The sequence below is a fragment of the Vibrio sp. S12_S33 genome (assembly GCF_963889785.1).
Taxonomy (GTDB): Bacteria; Pseudomonadota; Gammaproteobacteria; order Enterobacterales; family Vibrionaceae; genus Vibrio; species Vibrio aestuarianus.
On sequence record NZ_CAWPQZ010000001.1, the window covers coordinates 166556 to 190177 of the forward strand.

Genomic DNA, 23622 nt, shown 5'->3' on the forward strand with positions numbered 1-23622 from the left:
TAATAAAAACACTGTTTTTTTTATTTATTTTGATTATGCTTGGCAATATTTTTATTAAAGAAAATAAAACTTAGTATATTGCTTCATCAATTGCTTCCCCAAGCAGGCTAGGTTGATGAACTACTCACCATATCAACAATAAGAAGATAACAATGAGTAACATAGGTACAAAATATATACTTGCTGAAAGATTCACCTTTGACCCCAACAGCAACTCTCTTATTGATCAAGAAAATGATAGCGAAATGGTTCGGCTCGGCAGTAATGAAAGCCGTATTCTGCTGCTACTCTGTGAAAGACCGAATGAAGTGATTACTCGACATGAGTTACATGAGTTTGTTTGGAGAGACCAAGGCTTTGAAGTCGATGACTCAAGCTTAACACAAGCGATTTCGACACTGCGAAAAATGTTAAAAGACTCAACAAAATCACCAGATTTCGTGAAAACCGTTCCAAAACGTGGTTATCAGATGATTGCTTCTATTTCGCGTTCATTGCCAAACTCTCACAAAGAACCGGTGGTCGAGCAACAAGAGAGCGCTGAAGTGGAAGAATTCAAACCTGATTCTATTATCGTTACGGGGAGCCCCACTCCCAGCGAAGAGTTCATCCCTAATGCGACTATCCCACCTAATGTTAAGGCCAACAAACAAAAACTAACCATACGAAGTAAATTGATGTTAGTGGTTGCTATTTTATTGCCCATATTGGCTCTGCTCTTAACCAGCCCTAGCCATTCTAAATTTAGGCAATTGGCCGTATATAATAATATTGTCGTGAATACGCCAATTAATCATCCTGACTTGGCTAACTGGCTGCCTTCTATTGAGAAATGCGTCAAAAAATACAATAAGTCACACACTGGTGAGCTAGCACCAAAAGAAGTGATTGCAACTGGTGGGCAAAATAATCAATTGGTATTGAACTACATCCATAGCTCTGAATTCTCTGGTGAAAATATCACCTTACGCATTTTAGCTAACCAAGATGATTTCACCAACGTGTGTAAATAAGGGCATGAAGATGAACCAGAAAATCGCAACAACTATCTTGGTAGTTTCAGCTATCTTTAGCGCTTGGATCTACTGGGGCAGTGATATTAAAACTGAACAGATCCTTACTTCCCAAGAGTGGCAATCAAAAATGACGACGGTGATTAGACCAAGCGTGCGAAGTGATTCCGTCAGTACATTGCGCCGTGTTGATGTTACTTCTAATGTAAAATATCTACCAAATGGTAGCTATATTAGGATGTCTAACATTTTATTATTTGCTACTGGCTCAGAAAGTGAAAGTAGGATTAACATTTCAGAAACAGGCGAATGGGATGTCAGTGACAGCTACCTGCTAATCTCACCTTCAGAATTTAAAGATATCACCTCTACTCAAGGTAAAGACTTTACCCCTGAGCAGCTCGAGTTAATTACACAATTCTTCAAGATGGATGCTCAACAAAGTCGGCGTATCGACGTTGTAAACGAGAAAACATTGCTGCTTACCAGCCTCAGTCATGGGTCAACGGTTCTGTTTACCAACTGATACTAGCCACCCCATACAACCAAGCTAAAGGCGGCTATTTGTTACATAGCGTAAAAACCGCCTTTCGTTTATTGAATACCCGAAAAGGACAATGATGCATAAAGCAACGATTCACATCTATTACTGTCGTCAGTGCAATTGGATGCTACGAGCAGCATGGTTAAGCCAAGAGTTACTACATACTTTTAGTGAAGAGATTGATTCTGTGAGTTTACACCCAGATACTGGAGGACGATTTGAAATAATTTGCAACCAGAAAATTATTTGGGAACGCAAACAAGATGGTGGTTTTCCAGAAGCAAAAGTGCTCAAACAACGGGTAAGAGACATTATCGCTCCTGAAAGAGATCTTGGGCATTCCGACAATAAATAATGGCCTCACTGGTACATTAAATTGAATTTTTAACAATCAATTCGCCATTCAATCCTAATACCTGAAATAAGCCTTCGCTATATATAGCATAGCTTGGTGGGAAATTGTTGCGTGGAAAAGTGACAGAGCCTGGGTTCATGATAAACACTTGGTTTAGTGGCTCTGCAGTTGGAATATGGGTATGTCCATGAATCAGTACATCCCCATTTTTGAGCGGTGGTATCTGTTGTGCGTTATAAAGATGGCCATGAGTGATAAAAAAGCGCACTCCAGACTCAAGTAATACCCAAGCATAATCCATCATCATTGGAAACTTGAGCAGCATCTGATCAACTTCACTATCACAGTTTCCTCTAACCGCAACAATGCTATCGGCATACTGGTTGAGTCGCTCCGCAACCGCTACGGGATTATAACCTTCAGGGATAGAATTACGAGGGCCATGATTTAGGATATCGCCAAGCAATACTAAGGTTTGAGCATCTGATTGCTCAAATAAGGCTAGCATGGCTTGGGTTGCAGGTAGTGAACCGTGTAAATCAGAGGCAAAAAACAACTTCACAATATATCTCCATAGTTTTGATGGGGAAATTGTACGAATTTAAAAACACTTAGTCATCTCTCGCCATGCCGTTAATAACAATATTATTGTAGCTGACCATACCGACCACCTTACCATTTTCAATCACCGGAGCTCGGCTAATACCAAAACGCTCAAACAACCTCGCACAATATTTCACATTCATATCCGGAGATACAGATAACGCTGGTTTGGTCATGATTTCATAGATATTGACTCGCTGTGTAGCTCGGTTTTGAGCCAATACTTTTTTAGCGATATCATTCATCAACACAATCCCATACTCATCATCTTCGTGTCGTTTATCAACGATTAACGCTTTGACTTGACTTTGTTTAGCTAAATAAATGCCTTCATGCACCGTCGTTAAACCATCAACGATAACGTAAGTATTAGCCATTACATCTCTAACTCGGATCTTATTATGCAAACTCATAGCTCTTCCTCAACCACTTTAGTTAATGTTGCGACTTGATGAGCAACACCGACGGCATCTTCAATATCGATTTGAATAGCAATCCCCTGCCCTGACTCTTGGTCAAACTCCCCAACATCATTAATCGTTTCTAAAATGTGGCGAACAAGGTGTTCTTCGACCACAAACAACACCACATCTTTTTGCACATCCAATGTTAAGCCAAAGAAGGTTCGCTTTTTATTTAACCCCTCTCCTCTTGCATTATTGATAACCGTCGCCCCTGTAGCGCCGGCATTACGCGCAGCGTCTAGTACAATATCGGTTTTGCTGTCTTCAACAAAAGCCAGTATCAGTTTAAAGCGCATTTTCTTTCTCCTTTAATGACGCAGCTTTATTTAACCATTGAGTGATCTGCGCATAGCCCATTACAGAGATAATCGGGAATAGACTGGCAAATGCAATCAGCCCAAATCCATCAATCATAGGACTTCTTCCTGGAACGGTCGAAGCCAAACCCAAACCCAATGCGGCCACAATTGGCACGGTTACGGTTGATGTTGTCACACCACCAGAATCATAAGCTAATGGCACAATAAGCTTAGGAGCAAAAAAGGTTTGGATCACTACCACCACATACCCGGCAATGATGTAGTAATGGATAGGGTCACCAACCACGATACGATAACTGCCAAGTGAAATTCCAAAAGCTACCCCAAGAGCAACCGCGATTCGCAAACCATTAACGCTAATACTGCCACCGGATACCTGGTTTGCTTTAATCGCGACAGCAATTAAAGATGGCTCAGCTACCGTGGTACTAAAACCAATACAAAACGCAAATAGATAGACCCAAAAGTAGTCAAACCAATGTAGGGAACCACCCATACTAATTTTAAATTCAGCGAGAAATTGAGGAGCAGTTAACTGCTGCGCCATCATCTCCCCTAAAGGGAATAATGCCAATTCAAGCCCTAAAAGAAACAGAGTCAAGCCAATGATAACGTAACAAAAACCTAAAATAACTCTTATCGGACGCACGATAGGTTTACGTAATACAGCGAACTGGAAGCCAAAAATAATCGTGACAATGGGAACGACATCCAAAATAGTGGAACCTAACATGTCGAAGAACAGGATTAATGCATTCATGCCAACACCATCCCATAAACCATAACAAACATCATCGGTAGTAATGAGGCAAAAGCAATCAAGCCAAAACCATCAATCATTGGGTTTCGTCCCTTGATGGCAGAAGCGAGACCTACCCCTAACGCTGTTACCAAAGGAACCGTGATTGTCGAAGTGGTGACACCACCCGAGTCATAAGCAATACCGATAATATTTTCAGGCGCAAAAGTGGTCAGAATAACGACACCAACATAACCACCGATGATCATGTAGTGAATAGGCCAGCCTTTCAAAATACGTAATACCCCTAATACAATGGCGATTCCTACAGAAAACGCGACTGTGAGTCTTAGACCATTGGCATAATCGTTCATACTTTCAGCCGATTCGGTGATCACCCCTTCGGCTGCAGCCACATTCGCCGCCTCATCTGCCACAGCAGTTAAAGCGGGTTCAGCAATCGTGGTACCAAACCCTAAGAAAAAAGCAAAGGTAAGTAGCCACGCGACACTTCCTTTTCTCGCAAAGGCTTGCGCCATTGACTCACCGATAGGGAATAGCCCCATCTCTAATCCAAAAATAAAAAACGTCAACCCCAATACAACCAGCACTAAACCAACAATGATTGGCAGCCAATTGGGCAGTGGTTCTTGTAATACAATGAGTTGGAAAAACACAATAACGGCAACTATCGGCAGCAGATCTCGCAAACTCCCTATCATCGCTTTAAGTAGCGCCACCATCGAGTCCATTCATTCCTCCCGTGTTTGATATCTTTGTTCATAATGGCAAATCAAGACTGATGAGAGTGTGATATGGGTTGCGAGGCGCAGAAAAAAGTGACCAAATGTTACAAAGTTTGTCATTTATCACTGTCATTATTTAACGTATTCTGAAATAGGCCTGTTGAATGTTAAATGTTCAAAACAATTGAGTTGCAGCAATACTCTAATACTTAGTAGAAATCGCGACCACCTTCTATCATGGATAACCCAAGAGGTAGTGATATGAAAATACTATTAACTGGCGGAACTGGTTTTATCGGTAAGGCATTGATAAAACAGATTCTGGCCCACGATATACACATCCTAACCCGTAATATTCCACGTGCTAAAGAGCAACTCAAGCACGTTGATAATAGCAATTTCACCTATTTAACATCGCTATCAACATTAAAAGATCTCAACCAATTTGACGCCATTATTAACCTAGCAGGCGAACCTATCGCCGATAAACGTTGGACCCCAAAACAGAAAAAAGCGATATGCGCTAGCCGTTGGGAAATCACAGAACAATTAGTTGAATTGATCCACGCTAGCACCGAACCACCGCACGTTTTTATCAGTGGTTCTGCAGTGGGGTATTACGGAGATCAACAATCACATCCTTTCGATGAGACCTTACACGCCCACAGCAACAATTTCCCTCATCAGGTCTGCGCTAAATGGGAGCAAATCGCCCTCAAAGCTCAATCAGAAAGAACCAGAGTTTGTCTATTACGAACTGGCATAGTGCTAGCGACCGAAGGGGGAGCGCTAGCGAAAATGTTGCCACCTTACAAGTTAGGGCTTGGTGGCCCGCTAGGCTCCGGAGAGCAATACATGCCATGGATACATATGTTGGATATGGTAAGAGCCATCACCTATTTACTGGAAACTCAGCATGCGCAAGGTGCTTTTAACCTGTGTGCACCACACGCCGTTACCAACAAGGTTTTTAGTCAATCATTAGCGAAAACGCTAAACCGACCTCATCTATTATTCACACCTAAATGGCTAATGAACATCATTTTGGGAGAGGCGACTGTGTTACTTTTTGATAGCATCCGGGCGAAACCAAAAAAACTGACCGAACTTGGCTTTCATTTCCAATACTCACATATAGAACCTGCGTTCAAAAACATTCTAAAACGCAACCTTTAGGAACTGGTATGACGAAAGCAATATTAATAACAGGCTGCTCAACTGGCATTGGGTATATGGCAGCACATGCCTTACAGCAACGCGGCTATCATGTGATCGCTTCATGCCGGAAATTGGAAGATGTCGAAAAGCTTCGTCAAGAAGGGTTAACTTGTATCCAACTCGATTTACGTTGTGAGAAAAGCATTACAGAGGCTGTTACTCAAACGATGGATTTATGTGATGGAAAACTGTACGCGCTATTCAATAACGGAGCTTATGGTCAACCAGGAGCGATTGAAGATCTGCCAACGGCAGCTTTACGTGAACAATTTGAAACCAACTTTTTTGGTTGGCATCAACTCACAACAGAAATTATCCCTCACTTTCGCAAACAAGGAGAAGGAAGGATCATTCAAAATAGCTCAGTGTTAGGTTTCGCAGCAATGAAATATCGCGGAGCTTACAATGCTTCCAAATTTGCTATTGAAGGATGGAGTGACACCTTACGTCTTGAACTTAGAACAACCAACATACTAATCAGCATTATTGAGCCGGGGCCAATCGAAACTTCATTTCGTGCCAATGCGCTTACAGCGTTTAAGCATTGGATTGACACCCCAAATAGCGTTCACAGCACTGTTTATCAAAGTCAAATTCAAAGACTCAATGGCGATAAATCAAATAACGCCTTTGCTTTACCAGCTAAAGCTTGCCTCCCATATCTCCTACATGCACTTGAATCATCGAAGCCGAAGCTTCGTTATCGCATTACCACTCCAACAAAAGTGTTTGCAATCCTTAAACGAGTGGTTCCTAATCGGTGGTTAGATCATCTGTTAGATAAAGCGGCATAAATGACCAACTTGTCATTTTTTCGTAACATTCAAGTGACATCATGCAGCTCTGGACATTCCAGATACCCTAATACTAAGCGTTGCATGTGGTACGACAAATATGACATTACACCAATTAAATTGGCTCAGTGTCGGTGTTGCGCTGACTTTATTATTAATACTATAGACACCTTTGCTTGCTCTCTCGTTAAGAGACAAAAACGCTGCAGCCTTGTGGCGTTTTTTGTTTTTCCCCTTGATATTTCAACTTTTAACCCTATCTCTTAGCTATAGACCTAACACAGCAAAGGAACAAACAATGCTATCTCCTTACATTGTTGAAGTGAATCAGAATAACTTTAGAGAAGTGTTCGAGGGCTCGGTAAATACTCCTATTTTATTTCATTTTTGGGCACCAATGAGCCAAGAAAGTGCGCAGGTCATTCCAGAGCTGCAAACCCTCACCCAACAATACAATGGTGCTTTTACCTTAGCACTATTAAATTGTCAGGAAGAACAAGCCGTTGCCGCACAGTTTGGCGTACAAACCTTGCCAACCATTGCACTTTTTATCAACGGTCAAGCGGTGGATGGCTTAGGCGGACCTCAAACTATTGACGCGGTTAAAGAGATGCTAAATAAGCATTTGCCGAGCCAAAGTGAGGTTGATTTAAAGAACGCTTTGGAACTAATTCAACAGTCTCAACACTCTGACGCCCTGCCTTTGCTATTAAATCTGCCACAAGAGATCAAGGAAAAGGGAGAAGCCAAACTCGCCCTTGCGGATGTTTTTTTGGAAACGCAGCAATACGATGCGGCAGAAGCGGAATTGCAACACATCCCGTTAGAATATCAAGATAGCTATTACAAAGGATTAGTTGCCAAACTGGAACTGCATAAGCAAGCCGCTGATAGCCCTGAAATACAAGCGTTAGAGGAAAGCTTTGCAGCGCAACCTGATAATGCTCAGCTAGCAAATGAACTTGCACTTCAGTATCATCAAGTCAGCCGAGATGAAGAAGCACTAAAACTTTTATGGTCTTTTTTAAAGAGCGATCTCAACTGCTTAGATGGTGAAATCAAAAAAGTCTTTATGGATATATTGAGCGCTTTAGGACAAGGTAATAGCCTCGCCGGTTACTATAGAAGACAACTATATTCATTATTATATTAATAATATCAAACAATTAAGGCTGGGATTTTCCAGCCTTAATTGTATTATAACTAAACAACTTGAAGTAGTAGTCTAGCGGCAAGCGGGTTCTCCTCATGAGCATAGATAAACGATACGATTTATTTGAAAGAACGTAGCCAACACCACAGCAGCTTCAAGTAGGAAAGGTATAATGCAAAATAGAAAAAATAGCACTCCCAAGCTTGGATGAATAATATCAACAACCACCAAAGCTAGGAGAATCAATAATCAAAAAGGATCAGTTATGGCTTTAGATTCAATCGTTGCCGTTGGCATATTCGTATTCGTTGTTATTGCTTTTATCTTTGCAGCAGTGAAAACGGTTTCTCAAGGAAGTAATTGGACAGTGGAGCGCTTTGGTCGCTATACCCATACTCTACAACCTGGCTTAAATATTATTATTCCATTTGTTGACAAAATCGGGCAAAAAATCAACATGATGGAACAAGTGTTAGATATTCCCGCCCAAGAGGTGATCTCTAAAGATAATGCCAATGTTGTGATTGATGCAGTTTGCTTTGTACAAGTGATAGATGCCGCAAAAGCCGCTTATGAGGTAAGTGAACTACAACACGCCATTCGAAATTTAACACTGACTAACATGCGTACAGTGCTAGGCTCAATGGAGCTCGATGAAATGCTTAGCCAGCGTGACATGATCAACACAAAACTGCTCTCTATCGTTGACCAAGCCACTAACCCATGGGGAGTTAAAGTCACTCGTATCGAGATAAAAGATGTTCAGCCACCAGCAGATCTAACGGCAGCAATGAATGCGCAGATGAAGGCTGAGCGTAATAAGCGGGCAGACATTCTAGAAGCAGAAGGGGTACGCCAAGCTCAAATTTTACGTGCAGAAGGCCAAAAGCAGTCTGAAATATTAAAGGCGGAAGGTGAAAAGCAAGCAGCAATTTTACAAGCCGAGGCTCGTGAACGGGCTGCCGAAGCGGAAGCGAAGGCAACTGAAATGGTGTCAAACGCCATAGCACAAGGCGACATGCAAGCTGTGAATTATTTCATTGCGCAAGGTTATACTGATGCCTTAAAAGCGATTGGCCAAGCAGAAAATGGGAAGATCATCATGCTACCGTTAGAAGCTACGGGACTAATGGGGTCCGTTGCTGGGATCGCTGAAATGTTCAAGCAACCATCCGTAAAAGATAAGTAGGTAACCAAGTGATAGAACTTATACAACAAATCAATTACTGGCACTGGCTAGCGTTTGGTTTGGTGCTCGTGGCGCTAGAACTACTCGGTACTGCCGGCTATTTTCTTTGGCTCGGTATTTCAGCAGTACTTGTTGGAGTGATTTTCGCCATATTACCCATAAGCTGGCAACTGCAATGGTTAACCTTTGCCAGTTTTTCTTTGATCACTACATGGTTATGGTGGAGAAAACAGTTTAAATCTGATCATGACAGTGACAAATCGCGCAAACTTAATCAAAAACAGAAACAACTGATTGGACAAACTGCGCGACTAACAGAAGATGTTCAACAAGGGACGTTTCGCCTAACTCTCGGAGATACCACCTGGACAGCGCAATGCAAACAAGACATCGCAGCGGGCAGTTTAGTCAAAGTCGTCGAAGTTGATGGCATTGTTTTGATCGTTGAGCCGCAATAAACGAAAGGCGACTATTTGTCGCCTTTCGTTTTACAGCACTGCCCTTTCAAATTATCAATGATTGGGCAATCGCTCCCCTCATCACCAGGGCATTCGTTAATCCATTCTTCCAGTTGTTCTCTGATTAACTCCAATTCGGCGAGTTTTCGTGAAACATGCTGCAGCTTTTCTTTGGCTTTTTCTTTGACTGAAAAGCTGGTTCTAGACGGGTCATTGGCTAAAGCGAGTAAAGACTTACACTCTTCCAAACTGAACCCAACACGTTTGCTGCGCGCAATCAGTAAAAGATCATCAACATGCTCTTGTTGATAGTGACGATATCCATTTTCTGACCTTATCGGAGGGGTAATCAACCCTTTTTCTTCATAGAGTCGAATCGATTTGGCACTTAATCCCGTTAATTGAGCGACTTGGCTAATATTCATGTTAAAAATTCAATGAAAAAGGCATGTTGATAAACATGCCTTTATTACCATGAGAAAGCAAGTCGATTACTATTGATTCAATAACCAGCTTAGAATTTGAGATTTTTCAGATTTATCCGCTTTTTCATACCAGTAAGAAAGCATTTCTAAGGGCTTACTTTCAGTTTTTAGTGCTTGGTTGATAGAAGAACGATTGACAAAAGCCCAATCTGCAAATGCTTTTTGTTCACTTACTGAGGCTTCAGCAAACCAGTATTGAACCATTTCGACTGATTTTGAAGTGCTCGCAGTAACTTCAGCTTGAACCGGTGCTGTGACAGTGGAAGGCTGAGATGCCCCACCTAATACATAATTAGCTTCTTCAATAACCGCTAAAAAATAGGCTTTGGGAACAGAAAATTCCACTTTATTTTTATTCGTAGACGAATTCAATGTAAACACTATTGAGTCATCTGTAATTTGCTGTATGAATTCTGGTGAAAGTGGAAACTTAAACCACTGCGTGGTAGTACAGTGCTCTGTGCATGTTTCAGCTAATGGACGATAAGTATCTAATTCTAGGTGTTGTGATAAATAGGTAACTGTCTTGAATTGATCGTAATTCTTAAAGTAAGTAACATTCATATCCACATAAGAACTATCAATACTCTTTTCGACCGTTTTAGGGAAATTACCCACATAGTTCAATTCAGATTTTACAATATCGGCACCTAAAAGTGCTTTTGTTTCAGGAGTAATATCTTTCGCTACAACTTGAACATAGTTGTGCCTTTCTTGGATATTTTTTGCGACATCATTAAATGCACTAGAACTGTCTAAATTACTGCATCCAACCGCAACCATAGCAGTTGAAAAAATTATCGAAGCTCTAAATAGATTCATCATAATTATCCTTTATATTCGAGCAAAAACACCGGCACTAGGCCGGTATTTTAATTAATGAAAGGCAGTACACGTAAATTAGAAACCGTATTCTAGACCTACACGTACAAATGCTTTCTTATCATCAGCATTGTATGCATCATGCTGGCCTACACGTAGGTAAGGTACAAAACCATTTTTAACATACATTAACTGAGCTGACAAAACTTCATCAGCATCATCTTGTTCTACACCTGCAATTTCCGATTCAAGGTTAGCGGCATAGCCTACTTTAACCCCCCAAGGCCCATTCCAGTATTGAGCAATGATTGAGTATTGACCTTGCTCTGCTTCTTTTCCTGCATAAGCAGCATGCTTAGATTCGCCTTCATTGTGCTTATAAGCACCAGCTAAACCAAAACCAGCGGGTAAAGGTAGTTCAAAACCAACAATATATGCAGTTGAATCAATATCACTGCCACTATATTTTGCGTTGGACTCAAAACCACCATGAACAGTCACAATATCAGCCACATTATAGTGAACAGCGGCACCAACATGGTTCGAATCTTTAGTATCTTTGTCACCACGCCCCACAGAAACATTAAATGTAAAACCACTGAAAGAAGGAGAATCATAACGAGCAATATCGCCTTTACGATCATAGTGAGCTTTTACATCACCACCCCAATCAAACACACGACCTAGACCTGGGTTAGAGTATGGCCAGTCAACGATTTCGTACAAAGGTGTCAGCATACGACCAAAACGCACTTTACCCCAATCACCTTGTAGACCAAGGAAAGTATCACGAGCACCGAGAGTACTACCTGTACCATCTTCACCAACATAACCAGATTCGATTTGCATAAAAACATTTACATTATCGAGCATATCTTTGCTAGCGCGAAAACCGATTCGTGATTCATTTTCGTAGTCGTAGCCATTACCATCTTCTTGATAAAATACTGAAATTGCCGCGACACCATAAGCTTGAACATTGAAATCAGAAAGAACACCAATCTGGCCTGTCTCTTCTGCTGCGAAAGCACCAGTTGAAGCGATTGCTACTGCTGCACCTAGCAGAGTACGTTTAAACATTTTGTCCATGGAAAAAACTCCTAAAAATGGATATAGCTGTTTTTTATATTTCTCACCTTAAGTTGGCCGCCGAAGGGAGAAATTATTTCCTATGTTGAAAACCTAAATTAACCTTTAACTTTTGATTTTCTATTTCCTGCATACACACCGTGTATCCATGTCCAATAGACTAACTTCGCAGCGAAAAACATCAACGAGAACTTAATTTTTATCTAAAAAAATATGAGCCACAGCAAACTTTAGCCAAGTAAGAGATCGAGATCTAATAAATAGTAAAACCCGAACACACTAAAAATAAAAGATATAAAAAACAACATGTTGTGTATTTTTTCATTTCAATTAGCTTGAAGTGACTCGCAATAATCACGAGAAAGTAGAGGAGAGAATTTTTAGTACCAATGGATAAAGACACAATAAGGTAAGAATTAAAACAAAAAGGTAGAATGCTTTTTTTTATAAAAAATTAAGCCTCAATTATAAAAATTGAGGCTTAATTACATACAGGGATAAAATGAAAGGCTAGGTATCCATCATGGAGAGTAAATCTTGCTCAGTGCGAATTTCAATGCCAAGTTCTTGTGCTTTGGCCAGCTTAGAGCCTGCCGCTTCACCAGCAAATAATATATCTGTGTTCTTGGAAACACTGCCAGTCACTTTTGCTCCCAGAGCTTGCAGAGCAGCCTTGGCATCACTTCTTGACAACTGAGATAAACTTCCTGTCAATACAACAACCTTACCTAAAAGTGGTTGAACGCTATCCTCGCTCGGCTTTACAACACTTGGCCACTGAACACCTAACTCCATTAATTCTTCAATGACTTTTTTGTTTTTATCTTGCTCAAAAAAAGAAGTGATGTGACTCGCAACAACTACACCTACATCTTGAACTTCAAGTAGATCATCAAATGTCGCTTGGCTGATATTGCCTAAAGTTTCAAAATGCAGAGCTAAATTTGCAGCCGTGGCCTCCCCTACTTCACGAATACCGAGAGAATACAAAAAGCGAGCGAGAGTAGTGAGTTTTGATTTTTCTAAAGCATTGACAACGTTTTGCGCCGATTTAGGCCCCATGCGCTCTAAAATAGTTAACTGCCCCGCTTTGAGTCGAAAAAGGTCGGCGGGTGTTTTTACCATCTCTTTATCAACCAACTGCTCGATGACTTTAACACCTAATCCATCAACATCCAGCGCTTTGCGTGATACAAAATGCTTAAGCGCTTCTTTACGCTGGGCCTGACAAACTAATCCACCAGTACAGCGAGCCACGGCTTCCCCTTCAACACGTTCAATCTCTGAACTGCATACTGGGCAGCGGTTGGGGAAAATAATATCTCTTGCTGATGCAGGACGTCGGTCTAAAACAACGGAGACCACTTGCGGGATCACGTCCCCCGCACGACGAATCGTGACACTATCACCGATTTTGACCCCCAAACGTTCAATTTCATCGGCATTGTGTAACGTGGCATTACTAACGGTAACCCCGCCCACAAAAATAGGTTCTAGTTTAGCCACTGGTGTAATCGCGCCGGTTCGTCCTACTTGGAACTCAACATCATTAAGTACAGTAATCTCTTCTTGCGCAGGGAATTTATACGCAATCGCCCATCGTGGTGCTCGAGCAACAAAGCCCAATTGTTGCTGGGCTTGGATATCATCCACTTTGATGACCACGCCATCGATCTCGTAAGCTAACTGTTCACGGCGAGCTAAAATACTTTGATAATAGCTTTTGACTTCATCGAGCGAATTCACCAAGCGTGTCTCAGGAGACATAGGCAAACCCCATGCTTTTAATTGCAAAAAGCGTTGATAGTGACTCAATGCCAATTCAACCCCCTCCACAACCCCCACGCTGTAAGCATAAAAATTAAGCGGGCGTTTTGCCGTAATTTTGGAGTCTAACTGCCTTAAACTGCCTGCCGCAGCATTTCTAGGGTTAACAAAAGTTTTATCACCCGTTTTTAGCGCTTGTTGATTCAAACGTTCAAAACCAGCTTTGGGCATAAAGACTTCTCCACGCACTTCTAGGCGAGTAGGCCACCCTTCCCCCTGTAATTTCAGAGGAATCGCGCTGATAGTTCTGACATTCTCTGTAATGTTTTCTCCTGTCGTACCATCGCCACGCGTTGCAGCTTGGATCAAAACACCATTTTCATACAATAAACTTACCGCTAAACCATCTAGCTTAGGTTCACAGCAAAACGCATCTAGCTCAGTCGTAGCTAAGCGGTCTTGTATGCGCTTGTGGAAAGCATCCAACTCATCATCATCGAACGCATTATCCAAAGATAGCATCGGTATTTCATGTTTAACTTGCTCAAATCCATCAAGAGGCTTACCACCGACTCGCTGGCTTGGTGAGTCTAAAGTAATGAGTTCAGGATGTTGAGCTTCCAACTCAAGTAACTCACGCATAAGCCGGTCATACTCTGCATCTGGAATTTCAGGGCTATCTTCAACGTAGTAACGTACCGAATGGTAGTGAAGCGTTTCACGTAACTGATTTAATTGGTTTTGAATTGTTTGAGTCATAATTCTCTCGGATCATGAAAAAAGGCTCCGACGAGGAGCCCTTAGTGGTCTGTTTTTTATTTACGCGCTACGAGCATTTTTAAATTCCTGTATCTGACGACGGTATGCTGCTAAGCGGTCTGGAGTCATCAGGTTACGAGCGTCATCAAGCACATTACCGCCAAGATCATCGGCAATTTGTTGCGCGGTTTTGAGCATCAATTTAAAGTTTTGGTCCGCTTCACCGTAGCATGGCAGAGTCATGAAAAATGAAATACCTTGTGTAGTGAAATCAGCAGGATCATTATGCTCCAGTGTGCCTGGTTGCATCATATTAGCAACACTAAATAATACTTTACCTGTCCCTGAAAGATCAGCGTGACGGTGGAATATATCCATATCACCGTAGAGCAAGCCATTTTGCTGCATACTATCAAAAAGCTTAGTACCGACGAAAGGCTCATTTGCTGCGCAATGTACATTAAGTACTAGCACTTCCATATCTGCTGGTTGTTCTTCTGCAACTTCTTGGCTCTCTTGCTCAATATGAACAGCCTCTTGATTAGGAACCGAATGCTGTTGTGGTGCTTCTGATACGGAAATTGAAGGAATATCCTCAATCTCATCAATAGTATCTACTACAACCATCTTTTCAGGATAACCATCAATTAATGGATCAACTGCTTCACTGAAGTCAGGCTCTTTACGTTCTTTTCGGATAATCTCAAAATCATCTTCTGGAGCAAACGAGCGTTGTGGTGAAGGGACGGAATCATCGTGATCAACATCGATTTTCCCGAGAGGCTTGTCACCAAACTTCGATTTCCCTTCTTTCTTACTGGTCCAAAGGCCGTGGAACAGTAGAGCGGCTATCGCTAGCGCGCCAACAATGATGAGTACGAATCTCAATTCCTGCATTTTTCACTCTCAGTTTCTCGATGTATTGTTGTTCGTTGCTGTATATCGCTGAACTAAACGTATCACCAAGGTGGATTATTCGGTCTATTCAAGTACTTTACCAAAACTTAGTACCGATTTAGAACAACTTAATGTGAGAAGTTCCATACATGATGTGATTTTCACCACGCTTTTCTTCTTCGATAGGTTGAGTAGAATAGCTTTCACGCTATTAATTGATAAAATTTTGTATTGGAAATGATATGACACATCAACAACGCTCTGGCTTTGGTTACTTCTTCTTTGGGATTAAACTGGCTCTTACCCCGGGAATTCGTCGTTTTGTTTTACTCCCTTTACTCACCAATATTATTTTGGTTGGTGGCGCACTTTTTTATCTATTCAGCCATTTGGATACTTGGATTACCCAGTTGATCGGCCAAATACCAGACTTTCTATCTTGGCTAAGTTATATCCTCTGGCCATTATTAGCGATTACTATCTTAGCTACGTTTTCATACTTTTTTAGCACGCTAGCGAACTTTATCGCGGCTCCGTTTAATGGTTTACTTGCCGAAAAGGTAGAAGAAAAGCTTATTGGCGCACCCGTTAATGATGATGGCTTGATGTCTGTCATTAAAGATGTTCCAAGAGTTCTTGCTCGCGAATGGCGTAAGTTAATTTATACGCTACCAAAAGCGATTGGCTTGTTTTTATTGTTGTTGATCCCAGCGTTAGGACAAACCATCGGCCCCCTACTATGGTTTATGTTCACTGCTTGGATGTTGGCCGTGCAGTATTGTGACTACCCCTTTGACAACCATAAAATTAGCTTTGATCAAATGAGACACAATTTGAAACAAAAACAGGGTAAAGCCTATAGCTTTGGTATTTTGGTGTCGGTGTTTACGACCATTCCTATTCTTAACTTAATTGTTATGCCTGTTGCAGTTTGTGGTGCAACCGCTATGTGGGTTGCCGAATTTAAGAATAAACCATGTTAAAACAAGCTCCAATCGAGATAGATTGGTTTACCTAACCCTCTAAACACCTTGGAGTTGCACTTAAGTGAGAGCTCATTTGCATACGCAAGTTATGTGATGGAGGAATCAACGTCGTCGCAACTTCAAGTAGGAAGGATATATAACTTATAACTTTTTAATCCTTTTACGTTTCAGGGTTAACACATATCCTTCTTTCTGTATCCACTCCCGTGTCCTACTTATCTAACAGACATTAACGTGTGTAATAAAGGAATATCGCAATGAGCAAAATCTACGAAGACAACTCTTTAACTATTGGTAACACACCTTTAGTTCGCCTAAGCAAAGTCAGTAATGGCAAAGTGCTTGCTAAAATTGAAGCTCGCAATCCTAGCTTCAGTGTTAAATGTCGTATTGGCGCGAACATGATTTGGGAAGCGGAGAAAGCAGGTACTCTAAAACCTGGTGTTGAACTAGTAGAACCAACCAGTGGTAACACCGGCATTGCCCTTGCGTTTGTTGCGGCAGCCCGCGGTTATAAACTGACCCTAACTATGCCAGAATCAATGAGCTTAGAGCGCCGCAAATTATTGAAAGCTTTAGGTGCAAACTTAGAATTAACCGAAGCTGCAAAAGGTATGAAAGGCGCGATCGCTAGAGCCGAAGAAATCGTGGCAAGTAACCCAGAGAAATTCTTGCTGCTGCAACAATTCAATAACCCTGCAAACCCACAAATTCACGAAAAAACCACAGGTCCTGAAATTTGGGATGCAACCGACGGCGAAATTGATGTATTTGTCGCAGGTGTGGGCACAGGCGGTACATTGACTGGAACAAGTCGTTACATAAAAGGTGAAAAAGGCAAAGCGATTATCTCTGTTGCCGTTGAACCTGCCGAGTCACCGGTCATAGCACAAGCTATTGCAGGTGAAGAAATCAAGCCGGCTCCACATAAAATCCAAGGTATCGGCGCTGGTTTCATTCCAGGAAACTTAGATTTATCTCTAATTGACCGTGTTGAACCTGTCACTTCTGACGAAGCGATTGCTATGGCACAACGTCTTATGGAAGAGGAAGGTATTCTCGCTGGAATTTCGTCTGGAGCTGCTGTTGTCGCGGCCAATAGATTAGCAGAACTACCTGAATTTGCTGGGAAAACTATTGTTACCATACTCCCAAGTTCTGGTGAGCGTTATCTAAGCACCGCACTATTTGCCGGTATATTTACCGAGAAAGAGAACCAGCAGTAATATGTGGTCAAATCAATTTTTCGTTTAAAAAAGCCCCGTTCAGGGGCTTTTTTGTTGATCCCTGCCTCTCCTTTGGTAATATCAGTAACGTTTTATTTTAAGCTTCAAAATAAAGAAGTCAGAAACGTATTTCAGAACAATGGCGAACGACAACATAGATTGAAATCGCGATTGTACTATTTTAGACCAGTATCAGTTCTGACACGTAAACGACGTCGATGCACTAGCAGAATCGTCAATTAGCAGTTAAGCTGTTCTGGTTGAGAAACTAACAAAAAATAAATCAATTGGGGTATATAACATGTACAAGAAGCAAGTAGAAATCACTGCAGAAAACGGCCTTCACACTCGTCCTGCTGCGCAGTTCGTTAAAGAAGCTAAAGCATTCGATGCTGACATCACTGTGACTTCTAATGGCAAAAGCGCAAGTGCTAAAAGCCTTTTCAAACTTCAAACACTAGGCCTAGTAAAAGGCACTGTTGTGACTATTTCTGCTGAAGGCCCTCAAGCTCAGCAAGCGGTAGATCACCTAGTAGCTCTAATGGACCAACTACACTAATCCGGTCCTCTATTTTCAAAGCCATTTTGTGAAAACAAAGTGGCTTTATTGGAAATAGACTAAACTTTGGGCTATTAATTATCGTTAGCGCAATAGTACACACCCTCCCGTTTACAGTTGTCCAATTTAAGGTAAGGCTATGATTTCAGGCATCCTAGCATCTCCAGGCATTGCTTTCGGTAAAGCACTGCTACTTCAAGAAGATGAAATTGTCCTAAATACTCACTCTATTTCAGAAGCTCAAGTAGAAGATCAAGTTAAGTGTTTTTATGATGCACGTAACAAAGCTTCTGCTCAGTTAGAAGTGATTAAACAAAAAGCACTTGAAACGTTTGGTGAAGAAAAAGAAGCCATCTTCGAAGGCCACATCATGTTGCTTGAAGATGAAGAGCTAGAAGAAGAAATTTTAGCACTCATCAAAAATGACAAAATGCATGCAGATAACGCGATCTATACCGTGATCGAAGAACAAGCTGCTGCACTCGAATCTCTTGATGACGAGTACTTAAAAGAACGTGCAACAGATATCCGTGATATCGGCTCTCGTTTCGTTAAGAATGCTCTTGGTATCAATATCGTTTCACTTAGCGATATCAACGAAGAAGTTATTCTTGTTGCTTACGATCTAACACCATCTGAAACTGCACAAATCAACCTTGATTACGTGTTGGGCTTTGTTTGTGATATTGGTGGTCGTACATCTCACACTTCAATTATGGCTCGTTCACTTGAACTTCCAGCGATTGTTGGTACTAACGACATCACTAAAAAAGTGAAAAATGGCGATATGCTTGTTCTTGATGCTATGAACAACAAAATCATCATTAATCCTTCAGAAGCACAGCTTGAAGAAGTGAAAAAAATTCGTGATGACTTTGCCGCTGAAAAAGAAGAGCTAGCAAAACTTAAAGACCTCCCTGCGATTACACTAGACGGACATCAAGTTGAAGTCTGCGGTAACATCGGTACCGTAAAAGACTGCGATGGTATCTTACGTAATGGTGGTGAAGGCGTCGGTCTATACCGAACTGAATTCCTATTCATGGATCGTGATGCCCTACCAACTGAAGATGAGCAATACCAAGCTTATAAAGAAGTTGCAGAAGCAATGCACGGTGAAGCGGTTATTATCCGTACCATGGATATTGGTGGTGATAAAGATCTGCCATACATGGATCTACCAAAAGAGATGAACCCATTCTTGGGTTGGCGTGCCGTTCGCATTAGCCTAGATCGCCGTGAAATTCTCCGAGATCAACTACGTGGTATTCTACGTGCATCTGCTCACGGCAAACTACGCATCATGTTCCCAATGATCATCTCTGTTGAAGAGATTCGTGAACTTAAGAGTGCAATCGAAGAGTACAAAGCAGAACTTCGTGCTGAAGGTCTTGCTTTCGACGAGAATATCGAAATCGGCGTCATGGTTGAAACACCAGCTGCCGCAGCTATCGCTCATCACTTAGCGAAAGAAGTGTCATTCTTCTCTATCGGTACTAACGATTTGACTCAGTACACGTTAGCGGTTGACCGTGGTAACGAGATGATTTCTCATCTTTACAATCCACTATCACCAGCAGTACTGACGGTGATTAAACAAGTTATCGATGCATCTCATGCTGAAGGCAAGTGGACTGGTATGTGTGGCGAGCTCGCAGGTGATGAACGCGCAACGCTTCTGCTATTAGGTATGGGACTTGACGAGTTCTCTATGAGCGGCATTTCTATCCCGACAGTGAAGAAAGTCATTCGTAATTCAAACTTTGCAGACGTGAAAGCAATGGCTGAAGAAGCACTTTCTCTTCCAACTGCTGCAGAGATTGAAGCTTGCGTAGACAAATTCATCGCAGAAAAAACTCAATAATCTGCCGATACCAATGACCTAGACGACTAAAAGTAGTCGTCTAATCTCAATGATTGGTATACTATAAATCGACAGAATTAAACTAAACGTTAGGAGCATGACACAATGGGTCTGTTTGACAAACTTAAAAAGCTAGTATCTGACGACAGCGCAGATGCGGGTGCAATCGAAATCATCGCACCTCTTTCTGGTGAAATCGTAAATATTGAAGATGTGCCAGATGTTGTTTTCGCTGAGAAAATCGTTGGTGATGGCATTGCCATCAAACCATCTGGTAATAAGATGGTAGCTCCTGTAAATGGTACCATCGGTAAAATCTTCGAAACAAACCACGCATTCTCAATCGAGTCTGACGATGGTGTTGAGCTATTTGTTCACTTCGGTATCGATACTGTTGAACTGAAAGGCGAAGGCTTCACTCGCATTGCACAAGAAGGCCAAGCTGTTAAAGCTGGCGATACTGTAATCGAATTCGATCTAGCGCTTTTAGAAGAGAAAGCAAAATCAACTTTGACTCCAGTTGTTATCTCTAACATGGACGAAATCAAAGAGTTGAACAAACTTTCTGGTTCTGTAACTGTAGGTGAAACTCCAGTTCTACGCGTAACTAAGTAACCCTATTGGTTATCGCCATTGTTATGTAAAAAAACGCTGCTTTTGAGCAGCGTTTTTTGTTGTATTCAATTCATGACATCCTAAACTTAGCTTCACGCTCTTTATGATAAAGATCTAAAGCCCCAAAGCGTATTTCAATACTTGACCTTTAACTGGACCTGAGTGCTCTGCCAACTTCAATATCGCATTACGAAGCAGCTTAACTGGCGGAACGTGGTTGCTGAATGTCTTATAAAACAGATCCATTCCCGTTTGCATCAACAAGTTATCTGGGTAACGTCGACATTGATACTCATACAGCAAGTCATCAGACAATCGAGCTTTTCCTTCAATAACATTCAATAATACCTTGGCATCTTTCAAGCCAAGATTCACCCCTTGCCCTGCTAACGGGTTGATAGTGTGTGCCGCATCACCGACCACAACACATTGTCGTTTGGAGTATTGCTGAGCATGACGCCGAGTAAGAGGAAACGCCCCCCACTTCAACACCTTGATATCACCTAGCTCTTGTGGAAAGTGAGATAATATTTCACCTCTGAGCGCGTCTGCGTCCAAGGCACATAGTTGACGAATGCGCGCTGGAGAATCATACCAAACCAAAGAAGCTTGCTGACCGAGCAAAGGAAGAAATGAACGAGGTCCTGAAGGAAAAAACTGCTGCCAGGTGATATCTTGTTGAGGCATTTCGGTTTCCACATTGATAAGCATGCATTGTTGGCGATAGTCCCAAGCCGTGACACCAATATGAGCAAGTTGGCGTACCTTGGAGTTGGCCCCATCAGCACCGACCACCCACTGGGCTTTGAGTGATTTTCCTGACTGCAAATGCACAGTGTTAAGCTCATCAAAATCAATACGTTCTAGCTTCTCAGGGCAAAGTAATGTTAGGTTTGAATAGTGTTCGAACTGTTGCCATAACCCCAACTGTATGAGTCTATTTTCAACCATATAACCAAGCTGTGGTAAGGCTAAATCCTCGCTATTAAATCGCGTTCGGCATTCTGGGTGCTCCCAGGTTTCTAAACGACGGTATGGACATGTTCTCATGCGAGCAATAGACTCCCAAGCCCCCAAAGACTCCAATAGCTGAACCGATGTTTGTGAAATAGCAGAAATACGCAGATCAAAGGCTTGCAAAGCATCAAATGCTTCAGGGATGCAACTTTCAATAACCGCGACTGTGCGTCCTTGTTTAGCAAAACCAAGCGCAACAGCAGCACCTACCATGCCACCACCAACGATCACTACGTCAAAATTATCCATTATTTACACTTTTCATTCTGATTTTTGGGCTGTTTTTCATTGTACGTTCCTCAGACATTTTTGCTAATTTTTTTCATCAAAAACCTTATTAAAAATATGGCAAAACCCTAGATACAGCCTTGTATAGAATAGATTTCGCAGGATCACTAGTCAGTGACTTTTTAAAGCAGTACAATACGCGGCTACCGCTGAGATGGCGGCTATAATTTGAGCATAGCTCAACGAATTTAGACAAACAAAATGAGCGGAAGTGAGATGAGTAAGAAACTGCTAATTAAAACCTGGGGCTGCCAGATGAATGAATACGATTCATCAAAAATGGCCGACCTGCTTAACGCTGCAAACGGCTATGAGCTAACGGAAGAGCCAGAGGAAGCAGATGTACTATTACTTAACACCTGTTCAATCCGTGAAAAAGCGCAAGAAAAGGTTTTCCACCAACTAGGTCGTTGGAAAACGCTAAAAGATAAAAAACAGGGCGTTGTGATTGGTGTTGGCGGTTGCGTAGCAACACAAGAAGGCGATCATATCCGTGAACGAGCGCCATTCGTTGATGTTATTTTTGGCCCACAAACGCTACACCGTTTACCTGAAATGATTAAACAATCACAAACCAACGCCGGGCCGGTGATGGATATATCCTTCCCTGAAGTTGAGAAATTTGACTGTCTACCAGAGCCAAAAGCAGACGGTGCGACCGCTTTTGTTTCTATCATGGAAGGCTGTTCAAAATATTGCACTTACTGTGTAGTGCCATACACTCGCGGCGAAGAAGTAAGCCGTCCAATGGATGACGTGTTGTACGAAATCGCCCAACTTGCTGAGCAAGGTGTACGCGAAGTCAACCTACTTGGTCAGAATGTTAATGCCTATCGTGGCCCAATGCACGATGGCGAAATCTGCTCTTTTGCAGAACTATTACGTTTGGTCGCTTCGATTGATGGTATTGATCGCATTCGCTTCACAACCAGTCATCCGCTTGAATTTACCGATGACATCATTGCTGTTTATGAAGATACACCAGAGCTAGTGAGCTTTCTGCATCTTCCAGTACAGAGTGGTTCAGACCGAATTTTGACCATGATGAAGCGCCCACACACCGCGATTGAATACAAATCGATCATTCGTAAATTGCGTAAAGCTCGTCCAGATATTCAAATTAGCTCAGACTTCATTGTTGGCTTCCCAGGTGAAAGTGACAAAGATTTCCAAGACACGATGAAGCTAATTAAAGACGTTGATTTCGATATGAGCTTCAGCTTTATTTTTTCTCCACGCCCAGGTACGCCTGCTGCTGACTATCCTTGTGATTTGTCTGAAGAAGTTAAAAAAGAGCGTCTGTACGAACTACAACAAACGGTCAATGCGCAAGCCATGCGTTATTCACGGTTAATGCTTGGTACTGAGCAACGCGTTCTAGTTGAAGGCCCATCGAAAAAGAACTTGATGGAACTGCGTGCGCGCACAGAAAATAACCGCGTTGTAAACTTTGAAGGTTCTGCCGATCTCATTGGTCAATTCGTTGATGTGAAGATCGTAGACGTATTTGCTAACTCACTACGTGGTGAATTAGTGCGTACAGAAAAAGATATGGACCTTCGCACCATGATTTCTCCTACTCAAATGATGGCGCAGACTCGTCGTGAAGATGAGCTAGGGGTAGCGACGTTTACACCTTAGGTTTACAATAA

Annotated in this window: 25 protein-coding genes; 14 read left to right on the forward strand and 11 right to left on the reverse strand. The window is 41.9% G+C overall.

The annotated features are described in order from the left end of the window. The first annotated feature begins 152 nt into the window (after nucleotides 1-152). The 3 genes from AACW06_RS00660 (at nucleotide 153) to AACW06_RS00670 (ending at nucleotide 1912) form a co-directional block, all read left to right on the forward strand. The gene (locus tag AACW06_RS00660) at nucleotides 153-1013 is read left to right on the forward strand and encodes a winged helix-turn-helix domain-containing protein (protein ID WP_192073580.1); all 861 of its coding nucleotides are present in this window, start codon (nucleotides 153-155) and stop codon (nucleotides 1011-1013) included. A 10-nt stretch (nucleotides 1014-1023) separates the two neighbouring features. Beyond that, complete coding sequence (locus tag AACW06_RS00665; protein WP_192073581.1) at nucleotides 1024-1539, forward strand: regulatory protein ToxS; 516 nt, start codon at nucleotides 1024-1026, stop codon at nucleotides 1537-1539. 94 nt (nucleotides 1540-1633) lie between these two features. After that, the gene (locus tag AACW06_RS00670; protein ID WP_168524053.1) at nucleotides 1634-1912 is read left to right on the forward strand and encodes a SelT/SelW/SelH family protein; all 279 of its coding nucleotides are present in this window, start codon (nucleotides 1634-1636) and stop codon (nucleotides 1910-1912) included. A 16-nt stretch (nucleotides 1913-1928) separates the two neighbouring features. On the opposite strand, the gene yfcE is transcribed toward AACW06_RS00670, so the two are convergent. Genes yfcE through AACW06_RS00695 form a run of 5 tightly spaced genes read right to left on the reverse strand, consistent with a single transcriptional unit; the run spans nucleotide 1929 to nucleotide 4790 of the window. Continuing rightward, complete coding sequence (yfcE, locus tag AACW06_RS00675) at nucleotides 1929-2474, reverse strand: phosphodiesterase (RefSeq protein WP_192073582.1); 546 nt, start codon at nucleotides 2472-2474, stop codon at nucleotides 1929-1931. 49 nt (nucleotides 2475-2523) lie between these two features. Next, nucleotides 2524-2928, reverse strand: coding sequence for a CBS domain-containing protein (locus tag AACW06_RS00680; RefSeq protein WP_192073583.1), 405 nt, complete (start codon nucleotides 2926-2928; stop codon nucleotides 2524-2526). Next, entirely contained in the window at nucleotides 2925-3275 is a 351-nt protein-coding gene (locus AACW06_RS00685; protein WP_192073584.1) for a P-II family nitrogen regulator, read from the reverse strand. Before AACW06_RS00685 ends, AACW06_RS00680 begins: the two co-directional genes overlap by 4 nt. Then, entirely contained in the window at nucleotides 3265-4059 is a 795-nt protein-coding gene (locus AACW06_RS00690; RefSeq protein ID WP_192073585.1) for a DUF1538 domain-containing protein, read from the reverse strand. Before AACW06_RS00690 ends, AACW06_RS00685 begins: the two co-directional genes overlap by 11 nt. Next, on the reverse strand, nucleotides 4056-4790 hold the full coding sequence (locus AACW06_RS00695; protein ID WP_192073586.1) for a DUF1538 domain-containing protein: 735 nt from the start codon (nucleotides 4788-4790) through the stop codon (nucleotides 4056-4058). Before AACW06_RS00695 ends, AACW06_RS00690 begins: the two co-directional genes overlap by 4 nt. Nucleotides 4791-5045: 255 nt before the next feature. Here AACW06_RS00695 and AACW06_RS00700 point away from each other — a divergent pair, with 255 nt between their 5' ends. From AACW06_RS00700 to AACW06_RS00720, 5 genes are all read left to right on the forward strand, one after another. After that, nucleotides 5046-5960 (forward strand): TIGR01777 family oxidoreductase, encoded by a 915-nt coding sequence (locus tag AACW06_RS00700; protein ID WP_192073587.1) that lies wholly within the window; start codon nucleotides 5046-5048, stop codon nucleotides 5958-5960. Between the two features lie 8 nt (nucleotides 5961-5968). After that, the gene (locus AACW06_RS00705) at nucleotides 5969-6796 is read left to right on the forward strand and encodes an SDR family oxidoreductase (RefSeq protein ID WP_053310250.1); all 828 of its coding nucleotides are present in this window, start codon (nucleotides 5969-5971) and stop codon (nucleotides 6794-6796) included. A gap of 298 nt (nucleotides 6797-7094) precedes the next feature. Further along, a complete protein-coding gene (locus AACW06_RS00710) occupies nucleotides 7095-7949 on the forward strand; it encodes a co-chaperone YbbN (RefSeq protein WP_192073588.1) in 855 nt (284 codons plus the stop codon). A 265-nt stretch (nucleotides 7950-8214) separates the two neighbouring features. Beyond that, on the forward strand, nucleotides 8215-9138 hold the full coding sequence (locus AACW06_RS00715) for an SPFH domain-containing protein (protein ID WP_053310252.1): 924 nt from the start codon (nucleotides 8215-8217) through the stop codon (nucleotides 9136-9138). 8 nt (nucleotides 9139-9146) lie between these two features. Then, the gene (locus AACW06_RS00720; RefSeq protein WP_168522917.1) at nucleotides 9147-9596 is read left to right on the forward strand and encodes an NfeD family protein; all 450 of its coding nucleotides are present in this window, start codon (nucleotides 9147-9149) and stop codon (nucleotides 9594-9596) included. Between the two features lie 11 nt (nucleotides 9597-9607). On the opposite strand, the gene cueR is transcribed toward AACW06_RS00720, so the two are convergent. From cueR to zipA, 5 genes are all read right to left on the reverse strand, one after another. Continuing rightward, nucleotides 9608-10021: a Cu(I)-responsive transcriptional regulator gene (gene cueR, locus AACW06_RS00725; RefSeq protein WP_192073589.1), complete on the reverse strand. Its 414-nt coding sequence runs from the start codon at nucleotides 10019-10021 to the stop codon at nucleotides 9608-9610. Between the two features lie 69 nt (nucleotides 10022-10090). Continuing rightward, nucleotides 10091-10906, reverse strand: a complete 816-nt coding sequence (locus AACW06_RS00730; RefSeq protein ID WP_192073590.1) for a hypothetical protein — start codon at nucleotides 10904-10906, stop codon at nucleotides 10091-10093. Nucleotides 10907-10981: 75 nt separating this feature from the next. Then, nucleotides 10982-11992: a chitoporin gene (gene chiP, locus AACW06_RS00735; protein ID WP_192073591.1), complete on the reverse strand. Its 1011-nt coding sequence runs from the start codon at nucleotides 11990-11992 to the stop codon at nucleotides 10982-10984. A gap of 510 nt (nucleotides 11993-12502) precedes the next feature. Then, nucleotides 12503-14518 (reverse strand): NAD-dependent DNA ligase LigA, encoded by a 2016-nt coding sequence (ligA, locus tag AACW06_RS00740; RefSeq protein ID WP_192073592.1) that lies wholly within the window; start codon nucleotides 14516-14518, stop codon nucleotides 12503-12505. 60 nt (nucleotides 14519-14578) lie between these two features. Beyond that, complete coding sequence (gene zipA / locus AACW06_RS00745; protein WP_192073593.1) at nucleotides 14579-15415, reverse strand: cell division protein ZipA; 837 nt, start codon at nucleotides 15413-15415, stop codon at nucleotides 14579-14581. Nucleotides 15416-15657: 242 nt separating this feature from the next. On the opposite strand from zipA, the gene cysZ reads away from it, so the two are divergent. From cysZ to crr, 5 genes are all read left to right on the forward strand, one after another. Continuing rightward, nucleotides 15658-16398 (forward strand): sulfate transporter CysZ, encoded by a 741-nt coding sequence (cysZ, locus tag AACW06_RS00750; RefSeq protein ID WP_192073594.1) that lies wholly within the window; start codon nucleotides 15658-15660, stop codon nucleotides 16396-16398. A gap of 260 nt (nucleotides 16399-16658) precedes the next feature. Next, the gene (gene cysK / locus AACW06_RS00755) at nucleotides 16659-17627 is read left to right on the forward strand and encodes a cysteine synthase A (RefSeq protein WP_192073595.1); all 969 of its coding nucleotides are present in this window, start codon (nucleotides 16659-16661) and stop codon (nucleotides 17625-17627) included. A gap of 301 nt (nucleotides 17628-17928) precedes the next feature. Further along, on the forward strand, nucleotides 17929-18186 hold the full coding sequence (locus AACW06_RS00760) for an HPr family phosphocarrier protein (RefSeq protein WP_192073596.1): 258 nt from the start codon (nucleotides 17929-17931) through the stop codon (nucleotides 18184-18186). A 139-nt stretch (nucleotides 18187-18325) separates the two neighbouring features. After that, nucleotides 18326-20050 (forward strand): phosphoenolpyruvate-protein phosphotransferase PtsI, encoded by a 1725-nt coding sequence (gene ptsI / locus AACW06_RS00765; RefSeq protein WP_192073597.1) that lies wholly within the window; start codon nucleotides 18326-18328, stop codon nucleotides 20048-20050. A gap of 105 nt (nucleotides 20051-20155) precedes the next feature. Next, nucleotides 20156-20665 carry a PTS glucose transporter subunit IIA gene (gene crr, locus AACW06_RS00770; RefSeq protein ID WP_053310262.1) on the forward strand — a complete coding sequence of 170 codons (510 nt, stop codon included), beginning with the start codon at nucleotides 20156-20158 and terminating at the stop codon, nucleotides 20663-20665. Nucleotides 20666-20779: 114 nt separating this feature from the next. Here the strand turns inward: crr and AACW06_RS00775 are convergent, their stop codons facing one another. Next, entirely contained in the window at nucleotides 20780-21931 is a 1152-nt protein-coding gene (locus AACW06_RS00775; protein WP_192073598.1) for a 2-octaprenyl-3-methyl-6-methoxy-1,4-benzoquinol hydroxylase, read from the reverse strand. Nucleotides 21932-22186: 255 nt separating this feature from the next. On the opposite strand from AACW06_RS00775, the gene miaB reads away from it, so the two are divergent. Beyond that, a complete protein-coding gene (gene miaB, locus AACW06_RS00780; RefSeq protein ID WP_053310264.1) occupies nucleotides 22187-23611 on the forward strand; it encodes a tRNA (N6-isopentenyl adenosine(37)-C2)-methylthiotransferase MiaB in 1425 nt (474 codons plus the stop codon). The last annotated feature ends 11 nt before the right edge of the window (nucleotides 23612-23622 follow it).

Excerpts from the sequence above, each read along its gene's own strand:
- miaB (WP_053310264.1), top strand. The coding sequence starts at position 22,187 with ATGAGTAAGAAACTGCTAATTAAAACCTGGGGCTGCCAGATGAATGAA.
- AACW06_RS00730 (WP_192073590.1), bottom strand. The coding sequence starts at position 10,906 with ATGATGAATCTATTTAGAGCTTCGATAATTTTTTCAACTGCTATGGTT.
- AACW06_RS00700 (WP_192073587.1), top strand. The coding sequence starts at position 5,046 with ATGAAAATACTATTAACTGGCGGAACTGGTTTTATCGGTAAGGCATTG.
- ptsI (WP_192073597.1), top strand. The coding sequence starts at position 18,326 with ATGATTTCAGGCATCCTAGCATCTCCAGGCATTGCTTTCGGTAAAGCA.
- AACW06_RS00680 (WP_192073583.1), bottom strand. The coding sequence starts at position 2,928 with ATGAGTTTGCATAATAAGATCCGAGTTAGAGATGTAATGGCTAATACT.
- AACW06_RS00710 (WP_192073588.1), top strand. The coding sequence starts at position 7,095 with ATGCTATCTCCTTACATTGTTGAAGTGAATCAGAATAACTTTAGAGAA.
- ligA (WP_192073592.1), bottom strand. The coding sequence starts at position 14,518 with ATGACTCAAACAATTCAAAACCAATTAAATCAGTTACGTGAAACGCTT.
- AACW06_RS00775 (WP_192073598.1), bottom strand. The coding sequence starts at position 21,931 with ATGGATAATTTTGACGTAGTGATCGTTGGTGGTGGCATGGTAGGTGCT.
- cueR (WP_192073589.1), bottom strand. The coding sequence starts at position 10,021 with ATGAATATTAGCCAAGTCGCTCAATTAACGGGATTAAGTGCCAAATCG.
- AACW06_RS00690 (WP_192073585.1), bottom strand. The coding sequence starts at position 4,059 with ATGAATGCATTAATCCTGTTCTTCGACATGTTAGGTTCCACTATTTTG.
- AACW06_RS00695 (WP_192073586.1), bottom strand. The coding sequence starts at position 4,790 with ATGGACTCGATGGTGGCGCTACTTAAAGCGATGATAGGGAGTTTGCGA.
- AACW06_RS00760 (WP_192073596.1), top strand. The coding sequence starts at position 17,929 with ATGTACAAGAAGCAAGTAGAAATCACTGCAGAAAACGGCCTTCACACT.
- crr (WP_053310262.1), top strand. The coding sequence starts at position 20,156 with ATGGGTCTGTTTGACAAACTTAAAAAGCTAGTATCTGACGACAGCGCA.
- AACW06_RS00685 (WP_192073584.1), bottom strand. The coding sequence starts at position 3,275 with ATGCGCTTTAAACTGATACTGGCTTTTGTTGAAGACAGCAAAACCGAT.
- chiP (WP_192073591.1), bottom strand. The coding sequence starts at position 11,992 with ATGGACAAAATGTTTAAACGTACTCTGCTAGGTGCAGCAGTAGCAATC.
- zipA (WP_192073593.1), bottom strand. The coding sequence starts at position 15,415 with ATGCAGGAATTGAGATTCGTACTCATCATTGTTGGCGCGCTAGCGATA.
- AACW06_RS00660 (WP_192073580.1), top strand. The coding sequence starts at position 153 with ATGAGTAACATAGGTACAAAATATATACTTGCTGAAAGATTCACCTTT.
- AACW06_RS00705 (WP_053310250.1), top strand. The coding sequence starts at position 5,969 with ATGACGAAAGCAATATTAATAACAGGCTGCTCAACTGGCATTGGGTAT.
- cysK (WP_192073595.1), top strand. The coding sequence starts at position 16,659 with ATGAGCAAAATCTACGAAGACAACTCTTTAACTATTGGTAACACACCT.
- AACW06_RS00665 (WP_192073581.1), top strand. The coding sequence starts at position 1,024 with ATGAACCAGAAAATCGCAACAACTATCTTGGTAGTTTCAGCTATCTTT.
- AACW06_RS00670 (WP_168524053.1), top strand. The coding sequence starts at position 1,634 with ATGCATAAAGCAACGATTCACATCTATTACTGTCGTCAGTGCAATTGG.
- cysZ (WP_192073594.1), top strand. The coding sequence starts at position 15,658 with ATGACACATCAACAACGCTCTGGCTTTGGTTACTTCTTCTTTGGGATT.
- AACW06_RS00715 (WP_053310252.1), top strand. The coding sequence starts at position 8,215 with ATGGCTTTAGATTCAATCGTTGCCGTTGGCATATTCGTATTCGTTGTT.